At 67.4% G+C, this 20,490-nt stretch carries 15 protein-coding genes; 7 read left to right on the top strand and 8 right to left on the bottom strand.

Annotated elements, in window-relative coordinates; all coding sequences use genetic code 11:
• Position 1: 1 nt before the first annotated feature.
• The 4 genes from SOM47_RS08125 to aspS all read right to left on the bottom strand — a co-directional run bounded on the left by SOM47_RS08125 (position 2) and on the right by aspS (position 3,912).
• Positions 2-727 carry a YebC/PmpR family DNA-binding transcriptional regulator gene (locus tag SOM47_RS08125; protein ID WP_042613463.1) on the bottom strand — a complete coding sequence of 242 codons (726 nt, stop codon included), beginning with the start codon at positions 725-727 and terminating at the stop codon, positions 2-4.
• A gap of 94 nt (positions 728-821) precedes the next feature.
• The gene (locus SOM47_RS08120) at positions 822-1,454 is read right to left on the bottom strand and encodes an esterase/lipase family protein (RefSeq protein WP_042613462.1); all 633 of its coding nucleotides are present in this window, start codon (positions 1,452-1,454) and stop codon (positions 822-824) included.
• A 90-nt stretch (positions 1,455-1,544) separates the two neighbouring features.
• The gene (locus SOM47_RS08115; RefSeq protein ID WP_042613461.1) at positions 1,545-2,078 is read right to left on the bottom strand and encodes a GNAT family N-acetyltransferase; all 534 of its coding nucleotides are present in this window, start codon (positions 2,076-2,078) and stop codon (positions 1,545-1,547) included.
• 82 nt (positions 2,079-2,160) lie between these two features.
• Positions 2,161-3,912 carry an aspartate--tRNA ligase gene (aspS, locus tag SOM47_RS08110; RefSeq protein WP_042613460.1) on the bottom strand — a complete coding sequence of 584 codons (1,752 nt, stop codon included), beginning with the start codon at positions 3,910-3,912 and terminating at the stop codon, positions 2,161-2,163.
• A 159-nt stretch (positions 3,913-4,071) separates the two neighbouring features.
• Here aspS and SOM47_RS08105 point away from each other — a divergent pair, with 159 nt between their 5' ends.
• Positions 4,072-4,815 (top strand): DUF3011 domain-containing protein, encoded by a 744-nt coding sequence (locus SOM47_RS08105; RefSeq protein ID WP_042613459.1) that lies wholly within the window; start codon positions 4,072-4,074, stop codon positions 4,813-4,815.
• 116 nt (positions 4,816-4,931) lie between these two features.
• On the opposite strand, the gene SOM47_RS08100 is transcribed toward SOM47_RS08105, so the two are convergent.
• Complete coding sequence (locus SOM47_RS08100) at positions 4,932-5,588, bottom strand: hypothetical protein (protein ID WP_042613458.1); 657 nt, start codon at positions 5,586-5,588, stop codon at positions 4,932-4,934.
• A 46-nt stretch (positions 5,589-5,634) separates the two neighbouring features.
• Positions 5,635-5,871 carry an FmdB family zinc ribbon protein gene (locus SOM47_RS08095; RefSeq protein ID WP_042613457.1) on the bottom strand — a complete coding sequence of 79 codons (237 nt, stop codon included), beginning with the start codon at positions 5,869-5,871 and terminating at the stop codon, positions 5,635-5,637.
• Positions 5,872-5,989: 118 nt separating this feature from the next.
• Between SOM47_RS08095 and SOM47_RS08090 the strand changes: the two genes are divergently transcribed.
• Together SOM47_RS08090 and ggpS are read left to right on the top strand one after the other, a co-directional pair.
• Positions 5,990-7,231: an MFS transporter gene (locus SOM47_RS08090; protein WP_042613456.1), complete on the top strand. Its 1,242-nt coding sequence runs from the start codon at positions 5,990-5,992 to the stop codon at positions 7,229-7,231.
• Between the two features lie 68 nt (positions 7,232-7,299).
• Positions 7,300-9,546: a glucosylglycerol-phosphate synthase gene (gene ggpS, locus SOM47_RS08085; protein WP_042613475.1), complete on the top strand. Its 2,247-nt coding sequence runs from the start codon at positions 7,300-7,302 to the stop codon at positions 9,544-9,546.
• A gap of 38 nt (positions 9,547-9,584) precedes the next feature.
• Here ggpS and blaL2 read toward each other — a convergent pair whose 3' ends face one another.
• Complete coding sequence (gene blaL2 / locus SOM47_RS08080) at positions 9,585-10,481, bottom strand: L2 family extended-spectrum class A beta-lactamase (RefSeq protein WP_320505288.1); 897 nt, start codon at positions 10,479-10,481, stop codon at positions 9,585-9,587.
• 177 nt (positions 10,482-10,658) lie between these two features.
• Here blaL2 and SOM47_RS08075 point away from each other — a divergent pair, with 177 nt between their 5' ends.
• The gene (locus SOM47_RS08075) at positions 10,659-11,522 is read left to right on the top strand and encodes a LysR family transcriptional regulator (protein WP_320505287.1); all 864 of its coding nucleotides are present in this window, start codon (positions 10,659-10,661) and stop codon (positions 11,520-11,522) included.
• An 86-nt stretch (positions 11,523-11,608) separates the two neighbouring features.
• On the opposite strand, the gene SOM47_RS08070 is transcribed toward SOM47_RS08075, so the two are convergent.
• The gene (locus SOM47_RS08070) at positions 11,609-13,474 is read right to left on the bottom strand and encodes an ABC-F family ATP-binding cassette domain-containing protein (RefSeq protein ID WP_320505286.1); all 1,866 of its coding nucleotides are present in this window, start codon (positions 13,472-13,474) and stop codon (positions 11,609-11,611) included.
• Positions 13,475-13,801: 327 nt separating this feature from the next.
• On the opposite strand from SOM47_RS08070, the gene SOM47_RS08065 reads away from it, so the two are divergent.
• The 3 genes from SOM47_RS08065 (at position 13,802) to SOM47_RS08055 (ending at position 20,350) form a co-directional block, all read left to right on the top strand.
• Positions 13,802-16,183, top strand: a complete 2,382-nt coding sequence (locus SOM47_RS08065; RefSeq protein WP_320505285.1) for a TonB-dependent receptor plug domain-containing protein — start codon at positions 13,802-13,804, stop codon at positions 16,181-16,183.
• Positions 16,184-16,310: 127 nt separating this feature from the next.
• Positions 16,311-18,014: a YbaL family putative K(+) efflux transporter gene (gene ybaL / locus SOM47_RS08060; protein WP_192084042.1), complete on the top strand. Its 1,704-nt coding sequence runs from the start codon at positions 16,311-16,313 to the stop codon at positions 18,012-18,014.
• A 434-nt stretch (positions 18,015-18,448) separates the two neighbouring features.
• Positions 18,449-20,350 carry a M28 family peptidase gene (locus SOM47_RS08055; RefSeq protein WP_320505284.1) on the top strand — a complete coding sequence of 634 codons (1,902 nt, stop codon included), beginning with the start codon at positions 18,449-18,451 and terminating at the stop codon, positions 20,348-20,350.
• Positions 20,351-20,490: the final 140 nt, after the last annotated feature.

Raw genomic sequence — 20,490 nt, 5'->3', positions numbered from 1 at the left:
CTTAGGCGTGCGCGCCGAGATCGGCGTTGGAGTAGACATCCTGCACGTCGTCGAGGTCTTCCAGCATGTCCAGCAGCTTCTTCACCTGCAGGGCGGTGTCGCCCTCCACGGCAATGTCGTTGTCGGCGCGGAAGGTGATCTCGGCGTGGTCGCTCGGCAGCCCCGCGGCCGCCATCGCATCGCGCACGGCGTGGAAGGCATCCGGGGCGGTAACCACGTCGATGGAGGCGTCATCGGGGTACACCACGATGTCGTCCGCACCGGCCTCGATGGCGGCTTCGGTGATGCGGTCTTCATCGGCACCCGGCGCATAGCTGATCACGCCCAGGCGCTTGAACATGAACGCCACCGAGCCTTCGGTGCCCATGTTGCCGCCGCACTTGCTGAACGCATGGCGGACATCGGCGACGGTACGCACCTTGTTGTCGGTCAGGCAGTCGACGATCACGGCCACGCCGCCGGGCGCATAACCCTCGTAGCGGATCTCTTCGTACTCCACGCCTTCCAGCTCGCCGGTGGCCTTCTTGATCGCCCGCTCGATCACGTCCTTGGACATGTTCGAGGACAGCGCCTTATCCATGGCCACGCGCAGGCGCGGGTTGTTGTTGGGGTCGCCTCCGCCACCGCGCGCGGCAACGCCGATCTCGCGGATGATCTTGGTGAAAATCTTGCCGCGCTTCGCGTCAGACGCGTTTTTGCGGCCTTCGATGGAGGGACCTCTACCCATGGGGGCTTCCGTTTGGCAGCTTCAGGAACAGGGCGCGGATTCTACCTGATCGGGCGCCACAACCGTGTCCACCCTGCCGCAGGACCTGGCGCGGTCAGGCCGCCGCGGAGGCCTGGCCCGGATGAAAGCGTCCGTGGCGCAGGAACTGCGCGGTCTGCCGCGCTGCCTCCAGCGAGAACACCAGCCCGCTGTGGGAACAGCGCACGACACAATGGTCGGCCAGTCCCGGCAAGCGGGTTTCAGCCAACGCCACGGTGCCGTCGGAGTCACCTTCCAGCGCGCCCAGCAGGCTGCCGAGGCCGTGCGGCACGCAACCGGCGACCAGTCCCACCCTCGCCTCGCCCTGCCAGTCCGGCAGCCCGTCCAGCAGCAGTCCGCTGCTGCGCCCGAGCGCTGCGGACCAGCCGTGTTCGGCCAGGATGCGCGCGGTGCCACTGCCGCGCAGCGGCGAGCCCAGGCAGACCACGCGCTGCACCTGCAGGTCCGGCGCCTGACGCAACGCCTCCAGCGCCACCAGCCCGCCCAGGCTGTGGCCCACCAGCGAGACCGGCCCGCGCTGTTGCAGACGTTCCAACAATTGCGGGACGGCCACTTCGGGGCCGCCCAGCACGCTTGAATAGCCGAAAGTCTCGACCTGGAAGCCGCGCGCACGCAGGCGCCAGGCGAGTGGACCGACCCAGGCGCGGGCGTTCCAGATGCCATGCAGGAGCAGGACGGAAGCAGTCATCGATGTAGGCTGGCTGTGTGGCGTGGCATGCAGGTGCATGGTGCCACGATTGAGCGCCAGCACGCAGAAAGCGTCAGTGAAACTACGCCCTCAGCCGGACGACGGTTCACGCCGCAGGATGAACTCCAGATCCTGGGTCTCACCGACCGGGAACAGGTATTCGCCCACCTTGTGGAAGCCGTAACGGGCATAGAAGCGCTGCGCGCCGAAGTTTTCCGACCATACCCCCAGCCACAGCGGGCGTGGGCCGTCGCGCTCCAGCCAGGCCAGCGCGGTCTCCAACAGTCGGCTGCCCCAGCCGCAGCTCTGCTCGGCCTTGATCAGGTACAGCCGCTTCAATTCACCGTCGCCGGGCTGCACGTCCGGGTGCGGCAGGCCGCACGGACCGGCCGCCGCATGGCCGATCGCCACGCCTTCGTGCTCCAGCAGCCAGACCGCGTAATCCGGGTGCGCCAGGATGATGCGCTGGCGCTCCACCGCGTAGTTTTCGTCGAGGAAATCCTGCAGGTGCCGGGGCGGATACAGATGGCCGAAAGTCTCGGTGAAGGTGCGCGCGGCCAGCACCGACAGGATTGCCGCGTCGTCCACGCTGGCACGGCGGATCGCATAGGAACCCAGGACCATGTGCTTGCCTCGTAGCGTCGAGCCGTCGCGACGGCGTGGTGGGAAAGGCTGCCGGCCCGTGCACGGCAGCCCTGGAGCGACCTCAGCCCTTCTTTGGACGCACCTGGATGTGCACTTCAGCCAGCTGCGCATCGGCGATCGGCGACGGCGCATCGGTCATCAGGCACTGCGCACCGGTCGTCTTCGGGAACGGGATCACGTCGCGGATCGACTCGGTACCGGCCATCAGCGCGGCGATGCGGTCGATGCCGAAGGCGATGCCCCCGTGCGGCGGCGCGCCGTAGTTCAGCGCATCCAGCAGGAAGCCGAACTTGGCACGGGCTTCTTCGGCGTCGATGCCGAGCAGCTCGAAGACCGCGCTCTGCATGTCCGGACGGTGGATACGGATCGAACCGCCGCCGATCTCGTTGCCGTTGAGCACCATGTCATAGCCACGCGACACCGCGGTCTTGGCATGCGCGCGCAGGTCGGTGATGTCATCCACCGCCGGTGCGGTGAAGGGGTGGTGCAGGGCGACGTAGCGCTGCGCTTCCTCGTCCCATTCGAACATCGGGAAGTCGGTCACCCACAGCGGTGCCCAGCCATCGGCGACCAGGCCGAAGTCCTTGCCGGCCTTCAGACGCAGCGCGCCCATGAAATCGGACACCTTGTTGTAGCCGCCCGCGCCGAAGAACACGATGTCTCCATTGCCGGCGCCGACGTGGGCCAGCAGTGCGGCGAAGCCGTCTTCGGTGAAGAATTTCTGGATCGGCGAGCTGACCTCACCGGTGTCGCTGATCTTGATGTAGGCCAGGCCCTTGGCACCGTATTTGGCGGCGTGGGCGGCGTATTCGTCGATCTGCTTTCGGCTCAGGCTGCCACCGCCCGGGATGCGCAGCGCGGCCACGCGGCCATCGGCATCGCTGGCGGCCGCGCTGAACACCGGGAACTCACTGGACTTGACGAGCTCGGCCACGTCCACCAGTTCCAGCGCGATGCGCAGGTCCGGCTTGTCCGAGCCATAGCGACGCATCGCCTCGGCCCAGGTCATGCGCGGGAAGCGTGCAGCCAGCTCCACCTGGACCACTTCCTTGAAGATGCCGCGGATCATGTCCTCGACGAAATCCTGCACGTCCTGCTCGCGCACGAAGGCGAATTCCATGTCGAGCTGGGTGAACTCCAGCTGGCGGTCGGCACGCAGGGCCTCGTCGCGGAAGCAGCGCGCGATCTGGTAGTAGCGGTCGAAGCCGGCCACCATCAGGATCTGCTTGAACAACTGGGGGCTCTGCGGCAGGGCGTAGAACTCGCCCGGGTGCATGCGCGCCGGCACCAGGAAGTCGCGCGCGCCTTCCGGGGTGGCCTTGGTCAGGATCGGGGTTTCGATGTCCTGGAAGCCACGCTCGTCCAGGTGGCGGCGCAGCGCCTGCACCAGCTTGATGCGGGTGCGCTGCATGCGCTGCATTTCCGGGCGGCGAAGGTCCAGGTAACGGTACTTCAGGCGGGTTTCTTCGCCCGGATTCTCGTGCGCGTGGAACGGCAACGGCGCGGCCTTGTTGAGCACGGTGATGGCGGTGGCGATCACTTCCACCTTGCCGGTGGCCATCTTGTCGTTGACCGCGTGACGGGCACGCACCACGCCTTCCACCTGCAGCACGTCCTCGTAACCGAGCGAGGCGGCCACGGCGAACACTTCGGCGTTGTCGACCTCCACCGTCACCTGCACGATGCCTTCATGATCGCGAAGATCGATGAAGCACACGCCGCCCTGGTTACGGGCCACGTCGGTCCAGCCGGCGAGGGTGACAGTCTGGCCGATCAGGGTCTCGTCGACCAGGCCGCAGAAGTGGGTACGCATGGGGGAAAGCTCCGCTGTTGTACGCCGGCGCCAGGAAGGACCGGAAAGCCGGTTATTCTGGGGCCGAGCCCCCACCGGGGGCAAATCCTTGGCAGTCACACCGATTTAATCCAGTTCGTACCTATATTCGCGGACCATCGACCGCTCGGGGATGTCGCCATGAACCGCTGGACCCTGGCCTGCCTGGCCACCGCGCTTGCCTGCTCTGCCCCGCTGTTTCCCGCCCATGCCCAGATCGGCACCCGTGCCTATGCGCCGGAGAACCTGGCCCAGCTTTCCAGCAACGACCGGACCCGGGTGATCAGCCAGGAGTACGCCGAACAGTCCAACGGACGCCGCATTCCCGACGACCAGCTGCAGTTCTACCTGGCACAGGTCAACTCCGGCTGGGGCTTTTCGCGCATCAAGCAGGACATCGCCACCTCGCTGCGCGGAGGCGGCAATGGGGGTAGCGGCGGGAACTGGGGCGGCGGCGGGCAGCACAGCGGCAGCATCCGCTGCGAGAGCCAGAACAACCGCGAGCGGGTGTGCAATACAGGCTGGCGCAATGCCCGGCTGGTCCGGCAGATCTCCGGCACGGCCTGCGTGGAAGGCCGCACCTGGGGCACCCGTGATGGCGCGGTCTGGGTCAATGGCGGCTGCCGCGGCGAGTTCGCCCAAGCCCGCGGCTCCAGCGGGGGCAACTGGGGCGGCGGCTGGGGCGGGGCCAACAACAACTACAGCGTCACCTGCAGCAGCAACGACAAGCGCCGCTCCACCTGCGCGTGGGAAGCACGCCGCGGCCGGCCGGTGCTGATCGAACAGCTGTCCGGCAGCGCCTGCCGTGAGAACCAGACCTGGGGCTACAACAATGACAGCCTGTGGGTCAGCAACGGCTGCCGCGCGCGCTTCGGCGTGCGCTGACCCAGCCACGCCGCTTCCGGTAATGACGGCCGCTGGCCGTCCGCTCCCCGTCCTGGTGGGTGACGACCGTTGGTCGTCACGCTCTCGCCGCTGCGCTGGCCGAGCATGGCTCGGCGCTACCCGCCGTTACCCACCCGGCCGGCGGGCTTGTCGGCGCCCCAGGGTGCCGGCGGCAATGCCACCGGCCGCGACAGGTCGAACACCACGCGGAAGCGTCGCCCATCGGGCCGGGTCAGTTCGTAGACGAACTGCCGATCCGGATCGATCTCCATCGCCCAGGTGTTGTGCGTGGACGCCAGCATGTCCGCCTTGCGGAACATCGCCACCGAATCGGTATCGGCCGGGAACTCCTGGCGCTGCGCCGTGCCCGGACGCCTGCTGTCGCCGCCATACAGGCTGATCGCATCCGGGCTGCCGTCGGCATGCCGATGGTCGTGCTTCAGGCGCAGCCCACTTTCGGTTCGGCTCAACACCCAGGTGCGCGAGTGGTCATCGCCGACATGGAACGGGATCCGCAGCTGATGGGCCGGGTCTTGGCAACCACGCACGTGCATCACCAACCGTTTGCCCGCGAACGGGTCCGGCCCGGTGCTGGCCGGGTTGTCTTCCACCACCTGTCCAGCAAAGGCCTTGCCACAATAGGCGGCCACGCTGGCAAGGAAGGCATCGGCCGGCGCGTTGGACACCTCGTGCGCCACCGGATCAGGGGAAGGGTTGCTGCACCCTGCAAGGGCCAGCAGCATAGCGAGGGAAGACGTCCGGAGCAGGTTCATCGCTCCACCCTACCCAGCCACGCGGCATGGCGCAAACCCTCTGTGCTTACTCGCTCTTCGCAGGTGCCGCGGCTGCGGGTTTTTCCGCCAGGTTTTTCTTGTTGGAACCAAAATCGGTCTCATACCAGCCTCCGCCAGCCAGCCGGAACGAGGGCGCGGTGATCTGCCGCTTCACCGTTTCCTGGCCACAGGACGGGCACTGCGTCGGGTCTGCATCAGCAATCTTCTGCAGGCGGTCAAAGGTGTGGCCGCAGTCGGCGCAGGCGAATCCGTAGATCGGCATCGTAGTCGTCAGGTAGGAAATCAGGCGCGCATGTTAAGGCATTGCAAGCGGCCCGGCAGACCCCCTGTGTTAAGGTCGGTGACGTGTTTGCCAAACCTTCCCCACGAAGGTCGCACCCATGTTGCGGCTGACTTCACTGCTGCTTGGCGTGGCTTTGCTGCTCACCGGCGGCGGCCTGCTGGGCACCCTGCTGGCCGTGCGCGGCGGGCAGGAAGGCTTCAGCGCCAACGCGCTGGGCTGGGTGATGTCCGGTTATTTCGCCGGCTTCTTCGTCGGCACCTTCACCGCCCCGCCGTTGATCCGGCGCATGGGCCACAGCCGCGCCTTCGCCTTCCACGCCGCCCTCGCCACCATGGCCGTGCTGCTGCATCCGCTGTGGCTGGACCCGTGGGGCTGGGGCCTGCTGCGGGTGGTCACTGGCATCGCGCTGGTCGGCCTGTATACCGTCATCGAAAGCTGGCTCAACGCCGAGCCCGATCCGCAGCGGCGCAGCCGGGTGTTTTCGCTGTACATGATGATCAACCTGTCCGCGCTGGCGCTGGGGCAGGTGCTGCTGATGCTCGGCGATGCCGGCGCGGCGGCGATGTTCACCGTCACCGCGCTGCTGGTGTGCGCGGCGATGCTGCCGGTCACCGCCACCCGCCTGCAGCAGCCGGACGTGCCCAACGTGCCGCGCCTGAAACTTGGCAACCTGTACGCCCTGGCACCGGTGGCCACCGTGGCCGCCGGCCTGTCCGGGCTGGCGATGGGCCCGTTCTGGGGCCTGCTGCCGGTATTTGCCGGGGACATCGGCCTCAGCGGCGATGGCGTGCCGTTGTTCATGCTGGCCGCCATCGCCGGCGGTGCCCTGCTGCAATGGCCGCTCGGCCGCATCAGCGATGGCCACGACCGGCGCATCGGCCTGATGGCGGTCAGCCTGGCCGCCGCCGGACTGGCGGTGCTGGCGGCCATGCCGCTGATCCAGCAGCAACTGCACGTGATGTTCCTGCTGGTGTTCTGCTACGGCGGGCTGGTGTTCGCGCTGTACCCCTTCGCGGTGGCGCACATGCTCGATTACCTGGCCAGCGAAGACCTGCTGTCCGGCTGCAGCAGCCTGCTGCTGGTGCATGGCGTCGGCGCGGCGGTCGGCCCGGCCATCGCCGGCGCGCTGATGAGCCGCTTCGGAGCCCCCGCGCTGCCGCTGTACTTCGCGGCCGTGTTGACCTGCCTGGCCGTCTTCACCGGCATGCGGCTGCTCTCGCATGCCCGCCTGCGCACCCATCCGGCACCGTTCCGCGCGATGCTGCGCACCACGCCGTCGGCACTGGAACTGATGCCCGAAACCGAAACTCCCCTCCACCCTGAAAAGGAAACGCATTGACTGTTGGAAGCCCTCCCTCTGCTACCGAACCCGTAATCCCCGCTGTTGAAACCGCAGCACCGCCGCAACTGATATTGGCCACCGACCTGGATGGCACCTTCCTGGCAGGCAGCGCCGAACAGCGCCACCGCCTGTACCGGCTGATCGACCAGCATCCCGGCATCAAGCTCATCTTCATCACCGGCCGCGGCCTGGAAGCGGTGATGCCCCTGCTATCCGACCCCTCGATCCCGCGCCCGGACTACATCGTCTGCGATGTCGGCGCCACCGTGGTCGATGGCCACACCCTGCAACCCCTGCAGCCGCTGCAGTCGATGATCGAAGCGCACTGGCCCGGCGAGCACGTAGTGGCTGCCGCTATGCGCCCCTACACCGCGCTGCAGCGCCAGGACGTGCCACAGGAACGCCGCTGCTCGTACTTCTGCGACCCGAAGACGCTCGCCCCGCTGCGCGCGCAGATCGAACAGACCGCACGCTCGCTGGGCTGCGATGTGCTGTATTCGGCCGACCGTTATCTCGACATCCTGCCGCCGGGCACCGACAAGGGCCGCACGCTGGCCGCACTGGCGCGCACGCTGGGCCTGCCGGTCGAACGCATCCTGGTCGCCGGCGATACGCTCAATGATCTGTCCATGTACGTCGCCGGCTTCCGCGGCGTGTGCGTCGGCCAGTCCGAACCGGCCCTGCTGGAGGCCACCGCCGGCCAGCAGCGCACGCTGCACGCGCAGGCGCCCGGCTGCGGCGGCATCCTCGAAGCGATCACCCATTTCAACCTGCTGGACGCGCGCGATCCGCACCTGGCCGCCCCCGCGCCGGTGTCGCACGAAGGCGCCCAGTTGCTGATGGTCTACCACCGCCTGCCCTTCGATGAAGCGATCGAGGACGGCAAGCTGGTGCAGCGTCCGCCGCGTTCGCCGAACGGCATCATTCCCTCGCTGCTGAGCTTCTTCAAGGGCGGGCAGAAAGGCAGCTGGATCGCCTGGGGCATCGATGATCCCAAGCACCGGCCGTTCCAGCGCCACGTGCAGGTGGACGAAACCCAGTACCCCACCCTGCGCGCCACCCGCGTACCGCTGAGCCGGCAGGAAGTGGACATCTTCTACAAGCGTTTTTCCAAGGAAGCGTTCTGGCCGATGCTGCATGTGTTCTGGGAACGCGCGCGCTTCCGCGAAGACGACTGGCAGGTGTTCCTGAAGGTCAACCGCAAGTTCGCCGAAGCCACCGCGGCCGAAGCGGCGCACGGGGCAACGGTATGGATCCACGACTACAACCTGTGGATGGTGCCGGCCTACCTGCGCGAGCTGCGCCCGGACGTCAAGATCGCCTTCTTCCACCACACCTATTTCCCTTCGGCGGATGTGTTCAACGTGGTGCCGTGGCGCCGCGAGATCATCGGCAGCCTGCTGTCCTGCGACTACATCGGCTTCCACATCCCGCGGCAGGTGGAGAACTTCGTGGACGTGGTCCGTGGTGCCGCACCGGTGGAGCGCCTGGCCTGGGAAAACTGCGCCCCGCGCTTCCTTACCTACGGCTGCGCGGTGGGGCTGGACACTATGACCACCCGCCTGCGCGTGGGCGACCGTGACGTCGCCTTGGGTGCCCACCCGGTCGGCACCGACCTTCGCCGCATCCATGACACGCTGGCGCGAAGCGACGTGCGCAACGACATTTTCAAGCTCCGCCGCGAAATCGGCGCGCGCAAGCTGGTACTGTCGGTGGAACGGCTGGACTACACCAAAGGCACGCTGGCAAAGCTGGAAGCCTTTGAACGGGTGCTGGAGCAGCATCCGGAGCAGTGCGGCCAGGTCACCCTGCTGATGGTCTGCGTGCCGGCCGCACGCGAAATGACCGTGTACCGCACCCTGCAGAACCAGATCGAGCAGGCGGTGGGCCGCATCAACGGCCGCTTCGCACGGCTGGACTGGACGCCAGTGCGCTTCTTCGCCAAGGCCCTGCCGTTCGAGCAGGTGGTGGCGCACTACGCCGCTGCGCAGGTGATGTGGATCACCCCGCTGCGTGACGGCCTGAACCTGGTGGCCAAGGAGTTCATCGCCACCCACGGCATCGAAGGCAGCAACGGGGTTCTGGTGCTGAGCGAGTTCGCCGGCGCGGCCGCCGAGCTGAAAGGCGCGGTGCTGACCAATCCGCATGATCCGGCCGATCTGGCCGCCGGCCTGATGCAGGCGCTGCTGATGCCCGAAGAAGAGGCCGAAGCACGCCAGCGCCAGTTGCACGGCATCGTGGAGTACTACGACGTGGACCGCTGGGGACGCGAGTTCCTGGAAGCAGTGGAAGGCAGCAGCAGGGCCGCCTAGCGGCGGCACCCGTAGCGGGCGAGCTTGCTCGCCCTGCGTCAGCCGATCATCCCGTCGGCCAACGCGGCCACCCGGGCCAGCACCGCGTCGCGCTGGCCGCTGTCCACGCTGGCGCCCTGCAGGTAAGCGGTGAGTACCCACGCGGTGCCACCGCCCAGTGGCCACAGCACGCCGATGTCGTTGCGCGTGTCCTTGCCGTTGCTGCCGGTCTTGTCACCGACCCGCCATCGCTTGCCCAGCCCGGCCCGCAGCGTCGCATCGCCGGTCTCGTTGTCGATCAGCCAGTCGGCCAGCTGCTGCCGCGATGCCGGCCGCAGCGCAGCGCCGAGCACGAACCGCCGCAGGCTGACCGCGCTGGCGGCGGGACTGGTGGTGTCGCGCGGGTCGCCCGGCGTGAACCGGTTGAGTTCCGGCTCGTACCGATCACTACGGGTCACCGCGTCACCGTGGGAACGCATGAAGACCGTCAGCGCCGGCGGCCCGCCCAGGTGCCGCAGCAGCAGGTTCGCCGCCGGATTGTCGCTGGTCACCATCGCAGTGCGGCAAAGGTCGCGCACGCTCAGGTCCTTGCCCACGTGCCGGCGGGTCGTCGGCGCATGGTCGATCAGGTCCTCCGCGCGCATCGGCAGGCGCTCGTCGAGGAAGCCCGGCTGGCCATCGGCCCGATGCAGTGCCGCTGCGGCGAGCATCCACTTGATCGTGCTGCACATCGGGAAGCGTTCGTCCTGGCGGTGCCCCACCCGCTTGCCGGTGCGGGTGTCCAGCAGGGTCACCCCGAGCCGCCCGCCGCTGGCCTTTTCCAGCGCAGCGAAGTCCGCAGCCGTGGCGATGCTGGCCGCGGCCGGGCCGGGCGCGCTGCGTGCCAGGGCCGGAACCGCGAGTGATGACGCCAGCGCGACGGCACTGGTCTGCAGGAAATGGCGGCGCGACAGCATGGGCGTTCTCCAGATGGTGAGACCCATGGTGGTCGCTGGCAGACCTTCCGACCAGCACGACGTTTCAGGGGGAGCTCCTTGAAATTCTCATGGCAGTTCCCTCAGGGCCCACGCCCAGCGACCTGATGATCGCAGCGCGCTACCATCCGACATCAATCCAGCTCATTACGACATGGCATGTTGTCACCTTCGCTACCGCTCAACGCCCTGCGCGCCTTCGAGGCCGCCGCGCGCCACCAGAACCTGACCCGCGCCGCGCTGGAGCTGTGCGTCAGCCAGGCCGCGCTCAGCCACCAGATACGCGGCCTGGAAGAACGCCTGGGTGTTCGCCTGTTCCATCGCCTGCCCCGTGGCGTGGCGCTCACCGATGAGGGAGCGGCGCTGTATCCGGTGATGAACGAGGCCTTCCAGCGGATCACCCTGGCGCTGGCCCGCTTCACCGGCAGTGGGGAGAAAGAAGTGCTGACGCTGGGCGTGGTCGGCACCTTCGCCACCGGCTGGCTGCTGCCGCGGCTTGCCGGGTTTGAAGCCTCCCATCCGGACATCGAGCTGCGCCTGCAGACGCACAACAACCGCATCGACCTGGCCGGCGAGGGCCTGGACCTGGCCATCCGCTTTGGTGAGGGCGACTGGCAGGGTCAGGTCTGCACCCGCGTGCTGGCCGCGCCATTCGCGCCATTGTGCGCACCCGGTCTGGCGCGCCGCCTGCGCGTGCCCGCCGACCTTGCCGGTCTGCCGTTGCTGCGTTCCTACCGCGCTGATGAATGGCCGCGCTGGCTGCAGGCCGCAGGCGTCACGGGGCTGGAAGCGCGCGGGCCGGTATTCGACTCTTCATTGACCCTGGCCGCCGCCGCGACCAGCGGCGCGGGCATCGCGCTGCTGCCGCTGTGCATGTTCGAACAGGAACTGGCTGAGGGCCGGCTGCAGCAACCGTTCGCGCAGACTGTCGAACTGGGCAGCTACTGGCTGACGCGGCTGCGTTCGCGCAGTGAGCGCGAACCCGCGCGGCGGTTCGCCGCGTGGCTGCAGGGCGCGGCCTGACACACGGTGCGTGCGGACCAAGGTCCGCACCTGCCAGGCCCGGCGCATCTGTAGGTGCGGACCTTGGTCCGCACGCGCATCGACGATCAACCTTCCAGCAGCGCCAGCCAGGCCGCTTCGGCCTTCTCCAGCTGCGCTGCGGTCGCTTCGCGATCGCGTCCCAGCACCGCCATGCGCGTGGCATCGGCGTAGTTGGACGGATCGGCCAGTTGCCGGTCCAGCTCGGCAAGGCTGGCTTCCAGCTCGGCCACCTTGCCCTCTGCGGCGGCCAGCTTGTGCGGGTTGGGCGCCTTCTTCTGCACCACCTGCACCACCGGCTCGGTCTTCACCGCCACCGGTGCAACGGCCTCGGCCAACTTGGCCTTGGTACCCTGCGCCTGCGGACGCGTACGCAGCCACGCTGCATACTCGTCCAGGTCGCCATCGAACGGTTCCACCACGCCATCGGCCACGCGCCAGAACGTATCGCAGACCAGCCCGATCAGGTGCCGGTCATGCGACACCATCACGATGGCGCCCTCGAAATCACTCAGTGCTTCGGCCAGTGCCTCGCGCATTTCCAGGTCAAGATGGTTGGTCGGCTCATCGAGCAGCAGCACGTTCGGCTGCTGGTAGGCGATCAACGCCAGCGCCAGCCGTGCACGCTCGCCACCGGAGAAGCCATCCACCGACTCGAACGCGCGGTCGCCGGCGAAATTCCACTTGCCAAGGAAATCGCGGAACGACTGGTTCGGCGCGTCCGGGGCGATGTCGCGGAAGTGCTCCATCGGCGACTGGCCCTCGTGCAATGACTCCACCGTATGCTGGGCGAAGTAACCGATCTTCAGGTCCGGATGCGCGGCACGATCACCGCTGATCGGATCCAGTTCGCCGACCAGGGTCTTCACCAGGGTCGTCTTGCCGGCGCCGTTCGGGCCCAGCAGGCCGATGCGCTGGCCCGCTTCCAGGCCGAAGCCGACATTGTGCAGGATCACCGAATCGGCGCCGTAACCGGCCTCCACATGGTTGAGGCGGATCAGCGAGAACGGCAGCTTGGCCGGCGGCGCGAACTCGATGCGGAACTCGCGCTCGGCCCGCACCGCTTCCGTACCGGCCATCTTCGCCAGGCGCTTCATGCGGCTCTGCGCCTGCGCGGCCTTGGACGCGGTGGCCTTGAAGCGGTCGATGAAGCTCTGCAGGTGGGCGCGCTCGTTCTGTTCCTTTTCGTGCGCGATCTGCTGCTGGCGCAGCTGCTCCGAACGCTGGCGTTCGAAGTCGGTGTAGCCGCCGGTGTACAGCTTGGCGCCGCCGTTGTGCAGGTGCAGCGTGTGGGTCGCCACGTTGTCCAGGAACTCGCGGTCATGCGAGATCAGCAGCAGCGTGCCGGGATACTTCAGCAGCCACTGTTCCAGCCAGTACACCGCATCCAGGTCCAGGTGGTTGGTCGGCTCATCGAGCAGCAGCAGGTCGCTGGGCATCATCAGCGCGCGTGCCAGGTTCAGGCGCACGCGCCAGCCACCGGAGAACGAAGACACCGCACGGTGATGCGTGTCAGCGGGGAAACCCAGGCCATGCAGCAGCTTGCCGGCACGCGCTTCGGCATCGTAGGCACCGACTTCGGCCATCTTCGTATGCGCTTCGGCCACCGCTTCCCAGTCCTCGCGGGCGGTCGCGGCGGCTTCTTCGGCCAGCACTGCGGCCACCACCACGTCGCCGCCCAGCACGAAGCTCAACGCCGGGTCCGGCAGTGAAGGCGTTTCCTGGGCCACGCTGGCAATACGCACCTTGCCGGGCAGGTCGACGTCGCCCTTGTCGGCTTCCAGTTCGCCCTGCACGGCGGCGAACAGACTGGACTTGCCGGCACCGTTGCGGCCAACCACGCCCACCCGGTAACCGGCATGCAGGGTCAGGTCGACGTTGGACAACAGCAGCCGCTCGCCGCGGCGCAAGGCGAAATTACGGAGGGAGATCATCGGGGGGGTCCATATAACGGAATGGAATGTGCTGGTGAGCACCTTTCCTGCGACGCAATTCTAACGTTAACGAATACTTGACGTATCCCGGCAGCGCGCCAAGGTCGTTCCTCTCTCTCCCACGGAGGTCGGCCAGCGCCCTTCCGGGCCCCTCCCCACGACGCTGTCCTTGCGGCTAAATGGTTGCTTCTGCAACGATTTTTTGACGTTACCGTCATTTGACAGCGGATTAAATTGTCGTTAATTGCTGTATTGCGCACCGCAACAACGCCGTCCCGCTCCCCGAGATGTCGCCCCGGTGCCTCCCCCAACCGGAGCCACGTCCTGATGACCCGCAAGACCAGCCAACTCGCCGCCGCCGTCGCCCTGGTGCTCAGCGCGTCCGCTTTCTCCGCCGCCGCACAGACCGCCAATACGCTCGACACGGTGATCGTCACCGGCACCCGCGTGGCCGACCGTACGGTCGCCGAATCGCAGTCGCCGATCGATATCATCACCCCTGAGGCACTGCAGTCCACCGGCACCTCCGAACTGGCCACCGCGCTCTCGCGCGCCCTGCCCTCGCTGAACTTTCCGCGGCCGGCGCTCACCGACGGCACCAGCGGCATCCGCCCGGCGCAGCTGCGCGGGCTGTCTCCGGACCAGGTGCTGGTGCTGGTGGACGGCAAGCGCCGCCACACCTCGGCGATGATCAACGTCAACGGCAGCATCGGCCGTGGCTCTTCGGCGGTGGACATCAACGCCATCCCGATCGGCGCCATCGAACGCGTGGAAGTGCTGCGTGATGGCGCCTCGGCCCAGTACGGTTCGGACGCCATCGCCGGTGTCATCAACATCGTGCTGAAGGGCAGCGGCAGCGGCGGCAGCCTGGCCATCGATCACGGCCAGTACTCCGCCGGCGACGGCAACAAGAACCAGCTCTCCGGCGATGCCGGTTTCACCTTCGGCGACGGCCGCGGCCAGGTCCACCTGGCGGGCCAGTACAGCCAGCAGGACGAAAGCAACCGCGCCGGCCCCTACCTGGGCACGACTCCGAATACCGGCAACTTCCCCGATATCGGCGAAAAGACCTTCGTGGTCGGCGATCCGCAGGTTGACGCATCGGCGGTCTCTGCCAACGCCAGCTTCGCCTTCAGCGACAACGTCACCGGTTACGCCAACGCGCTGCTCAGCAACCGCGACATCACCTCCTTCGCGTTCTACCGTTCGCCCAACCACAGCGGCCAGACCGCCTTGCTGGCCCAGGTCTACCCGGACGGCTACGTACCGCAGATCAACCAGTACTCCAAGGACCGTTCGGTCGTGGCCGGCGTCAAGGGCAGCACCGAAAGTGGCTGGACCTGGGACCTGAGCGCCAACCACGGCGAGAACACGCTGGACTTCCACACCCGCAACAGCATCAATTACAGCCTCGGCGCCACCAGCCCGAGCGACTTCTACGACGGCACCCTGAAGTACACCCAGGACATCTTCAACGCCGACTTCACCAAGTCACTGGACTGGGGCCTGGCCTATCCGGTCACCCTGTCCTTCGGTGGTGAATACCGCCGCGAGACCTGGGAACAGCGTCCGGGCGAACCGGACTCCTACACCGGCAGCGGCGCGCAGGGCTTCGCCGGCTTCACCCCAATCAATGCCGTCGACGAAGACCGCGACAACTACGCGGTGTACGCCGGGCTGGAAGCGGACCTGACCGACAAGTTCTCCGCCGGCGTCACCGGTCGCTACGAGGACTATTCGGACTTCGGCGACAAGTTCTCCGGCAAGCTGTCGGCGCGCTACGCCTTCACTGACAAGGTCGCCCTGCGCGCCACAGCCTCCAGTGGCTTCCGTGCGCCTTCGCTGGCCCAGCAGAGCTACCAGGCGGTCACCAGCACGATCGTCAATGGCAGCTTCGTCGAGCGCGGCACCTTCCCGGCCGCCAGCGCCGCTGCACAGGCCCTCGGTTCGGCACCGCTGAAGGCGGAAACCTCCACCTCCTACAGCGTCGGCCTGGTGCTGCAGCCGATCGACCGCCTGTACCTGACCGTGGACGCGTACCAGATCGAGATCGACGACCGCATCGCGCTGTCGTCCAACATCACCACCACCGGCAACACGGCGGTGGCCGACCTGCTGACCGGCCTGGGCCTGCCGCAGGTGACTGCGTTCTCCTACTTCACCAACGGCCTGGACACCCGCACCCGCGGCGTCGATGCCGTGGCCAGCTACACGGTGCCGTTCAGCGCCAGCAGCCTGGAACTGACTGCCGCCTACAGCTACAACGACACCGAAGTGCAGAAGTTCGACGCCTCGCCGGCGGCCTTCCAGGCCCTCGGCATCACCCAGGCGCTGATCGGTCGCGATGAGATCGGCCGCATCGAAGACAGCTTCCCGCGCGACAAGGCCATCGTCAGTGGCACGTGGCGTTCGGATCATTGGGAACTCGGCCTGGCCGCCACCCGCTACGGCAGCTTCACCGTGCGCAACTCGGCCACCGCCACCCGCGACCAGACCTACGATGCGAAGTGGGTGCTGGATGCTTCGGCCAGCTACAAGCCCAGCGAGAACTGGACCCTCACCCTGGGTGCGGACAACCTGCTGGACGAGTACCCGGACCTCACCACCGACCTGCAGAACTCCACCTGGGGCATGCTGCCGTACAGCAACTATTCGCCGTTCGGCTTCAACGGTGCGTACGTGTACGGGCGTATCCGCTACACCTGGTAACGGCGCCCGGGCTCGGCTCGGCGCCGTCGCATGGAACTGCAACAGACGCCGGGCAATGCCCGGCGTTTGCTGTATCCGGGCCCATCGGTGAAAATCGGGACATCCCCCGATTTACCTGCGAGACCTGATGCACCATGACACCGACCTGATCAACATCGTTGCCGTTGGCCTCGGGCTCGCCTTCATCTTCGGCGCGCTGGCCAACAAGCTGCGTTTGTCTCCGTTGGTGGGGTATCTGGTTGCTGGGATCTGCGTGGGGCCATTCACTCCCGGCTTCGTCGCCGACCAGGCGCTGGCCAACCAGCTGGCCGAGCTGGGCGTGATGCTGCTGATGTTCGGCGTTGGCCTGCATTTTTCGCTGAAGGACCTGATGGCGGTGAAGGCCATCGCCATCCCCGGGGCGATCGGCCAGATCCTGGTCGCCACCCTGCTCGGCTGGGGCGTGGCCAGCCTGATGGGCTGGCCGGCCATCCATGGCATCGTGTTCGGGTTCTCGCTGGCCACTGCCAGTACCGTGGTGCTGCTGCGGGCGATGGAAGAACGCCGCCTGCTGGAAAGCCTGCGCGGCAAGATCGCGGTGGGCTGGCTGATCGTCGAGGACCTGGCCTGCGTGCTGGCCCTGGTGATGATGCCGGTGCTGGCCGGCGTGTTCGGTCCCGATGCCGCCAAACAGAACCACAGCATTGGCAGCGTGCTGGCCGACATCGGCTGGACCTTCGTGCAGCTCGGCCTTTTCGTGGCGGTGATGCTGGTGGTCGGTCGCCGGGTCATTCCATGGATCCTGGAGCGCATCGCCGGCACCGGCTCGCGCGAACTGTTCACCCTGGCCGTGCTGGCGATCGCGCTGGGCGTGGCGTTCGGCTCGGCGATGCTGTTCGGCGTGTCCTTCGCGCTGGGCGCGTTCTTCGCCGGCATGCTGCTCAACGAATCCGAACTCAGCCACAAGGCGGCCACCGATTCACTGCCGCTGCGCGATGCGTTCGCCGTGCTGTTCTTCGTCTCGGTCGGCATGTTGTTCAACCCGATGATCATCGTCGAGCACCCGTGGCAGGTGCTGGCGACGGTGTTGATCATCATGTTCGGCAAATCCGCCGCGGCGTTCTTCATCGTGCGCGCGTTCGGCCACCCGACCAGCACCGCGCTGACCATCTCGGCCAGCCTGGCGCAGATCGGCGAGTTCGCCTTCATCATCGCCGGCCTCGGCGTGGCGCTGCAGATCCTTCCGCCCACCGGGCAGTCGCTGGTGCTGGCCGGCGCGCTGGTGTCGATCATGCTGAACCCGCTGGTGTTCGGCCTGCTGGATCGCTGGCAGGCCCGCCAACTGGCCCTGCAACCGGCCGTGCCGGAGCCGGAAGAAGCCGACGGCCCTTCGCGCGACCTGCATGACCATGCCATCGTCATCGGCTACGGCCGGGTCGGCAGCGAACTGGCCCAGGTTCTGCGCGACAAAGGTGTGCCGGTGCTGGTCATCGATGACAACAAGGAACACGTGGAAAGCGCGCACGCCGCCGGCATCGCGGCCATCCGCGGCAGTGCCGCCGCTGATCGGGTGCTCGCCGAAGCACACCCGGAACGCGCCAAGATCGCGGTGTTGGCCATTCCGCAGCCGCTGGAAGCCGGCGAGGCACTGGCCAAATTGCGCGCGATCAATCCGGGTCTGACCCTGCTGGCGCGTGCGCACAGCGACGCCGAAGTGCGTCACCTGCTGGAACATGGGGCCGATGGCACGGTGATGGCCGAACGCGAGCTGGCGTACTCGCTGGCCGAGATGATCATGTCCACCCCGCCGTATCGCACGATGGGCCAGCAGCACAGCATTCCGGTGGTGTGAACGCCGGACCAGCACGGCCCAGCTGCCCCGCTGCAAAATGTCCCCGGCCGACCCGCATCGGCCGGGGATCGCCTTGCCACGCCCTTGGAGAGGCAGCTCCAGCGTAGCGCAGCGCACCGCCGATGGTGATGGCGCGCGGCGATGAGGACCAAGCCGGAAATCATCAGCACTCCGCTTGCAGGCCGCGAGGCGCGAAGCCTGCTGCCCGCTGGACAGGAGCCCTGTCAGAAAAGCCGCATCTGCAGCAGTGGGTCGCTTTCGCCCCTTCCTGAGTCGCTCGCTCCGCCGCCACGCTGCAGGCTGATTCCTGAGGAGCGCGCGCAATGCCAATTGACGATGTCAGCCGTGCAAGAATAGTCAACGGCAGGTTCCTAAACGCTGGCGGGGCGCCGCCCTCGCGTGCCACGCGCCAACGCGCCGCATGGGGAGCACGTGTGGCGCCCCTGCGGCTTCTCGACGGGCCAGCCAACCTGTTCGTCGGCACCTTGCTTGCAACCACCCTGGCCGCGCCGCGCGCGCCGCGCCCGGGCGGTCTGCCGGTAGCTGGATCCAGCGGTACCGGCGTACCTGGTGGGGGTCCTGCAGTGGCGCTGCTGCCGGCCGCCGGCGCCCACTCGGACTATCGCCCACTGACGACTGGACACCGCACAGCGCCCTGCACCGCGCTGACCGGCATCGCCAACAGTGCGGCCGCCGCCTGCATCGCTTCTCCCCGCCTGTGCGGAACCGCATTGGGCGTCGGCGCCGCGACCGCGATCGCGGCAACCCTGTACTGCGCGGCACGCGATGCCCTGGGTGGCCCGGTACCGGTCGACCCGGGCAGGCCGGCGTTCCCGGACGCTGCGAGCCAGGAGCGCCAGGCGCTGCGGGAAGCCGCGCAACAGATCAGCGTAGTGGATGCCAAAGGCGAGGAAGAGCCACTGGAGGCCGCGCTGCTGCGGATCTACCGCGACTGCGACGGCAACCGGACGTGTCGCGCCGAGGGCATCAACCCGCTGTTGGAGCGCTTGCCCGCCAGCGACGTGGCGCGGCTGGTTCGCATCCTGGTACCGGCTGCCCCCGTGAGCCCCAGGCCCGCGCAGGGGACCTGGCCCCCCATGGCCGATGCGGCAGCGTTCGATGCCAGCGGCGATCTGCTGGCGCTGGTGGATGCACTGAGCAATCTGTACTCGCCGGAACAGGCCGCCTTCCAGTATTACCTCGAGCGCATCGTCGCCAGCACGGTGAGCGGCGGCGGCGGGCGCGAGGGCAGTCCGGCCGAGATCCAACAACGCTGGATCGATGCCAACCTGCGCCGGCAGGAGACCATGGTTGAACTGCTCGAGCGCGACGTCGGCCCGGTAGCCCGCCTTCCCTACACACTGTCCGGGCTGGCCCATCTGGGCATCGCCGAAGGCACTACCGGCATCAATCTGCATGTCACCCTTCCCCCCGCCGGCGGACAGCCGCCCGTGCACCGCGTGCTGCTGGTCGCCCATGGCGACATGATCGGTCGTTCCTTAGGGTCCGAAGGCGCCCTGGACAATGGTTCCGGGCTGGCCACGCTCCTGCTCATGGGCACCCGGTTCCGGGACAACCCGGCCCCGGATGGCACCCAGATAGAGCTGCTGGTGACTTCCTACGAGGAGCTGGGCTTCATCGGCGCGCGTGCATACGTCAACCAATGCCTGGATCGACAGGATTGTCCTGCGTTCGTGATCAACATCGACATGACCGGGCGCGGTGGCCACGGCTACGCAATGTCAGGCACCGACGCATTGGCCGGCTCGCTGCACCTGGGCCAGCCTACGCTGTACCTGCAGGCACCGCCGGTCACGCCCATCGAGCAACACGCACGCCAGCAGCTGGAGCGGCGCCTCGCCGCGCATGGCTTCACACCGGCCCCAGCGCAGGACACGCCATGGCTCACCTCGGACAACATCCCGTTCCAGAACGCCTCCATTCCCTGCGTAGGCATCAGCCAGATGAGCGCAGACGATGCCCGGCTATGGAAACAAGTGGAAGACGCGCGCAAGGCATGGAACCTGCGTGATGCGCAGGTGGACTGGACACTCTGGCAGGCGCAACGCAATGGCACGGTCGAGCTGTCGCCCGACAAGGCCCGGGCGCTGAAGGAAACCTACCGGGCTGCAAGCGATGCGTACCATGCGTACCGGCAGCTGCGCGATGCACACCCGAACGCGCTGCCCGTCATGATCCACAGCCAACGTGATCGCCTGCACCGGGTCAATCCGGCGATGGGGGCGGCCCTGGCAGAGGCACTGGAGGATGGAATCCGCAACCTGCAATGGGACGCGCAGGGCAGCCGCGCCGCCCCCCTCCCGCCGACCCACTGAGCGACGCCATGCCCATCGACTCCATCCAGGCCCGTCAGAAGAACGAGGCCCACCATGCCAGGTACGGCGGCGTGGCAGCGCCATCGCATCTGGCGGCGTGCCAGCGCCGCTTTGGCCGCCCGGCTGCCCGGCTGAATGTA

Source organism: Stenotrophomonas sp. CFBP8980 (assembly GCF_034046095.1).
In the GTDB taxonomy this organism is placed as follows: Bacteria; Pseudomonadota; Gammaproteobacteria; order Xanthomonadales; family Xanthomonadaceae; genus Stenotrophomonas; species Stenotrophomonas lacuserhaii.
Note: the sequence above shows the minus strand (reverse complement) of the source record. Positions and strands in the feature narration are given on the sequence as shown.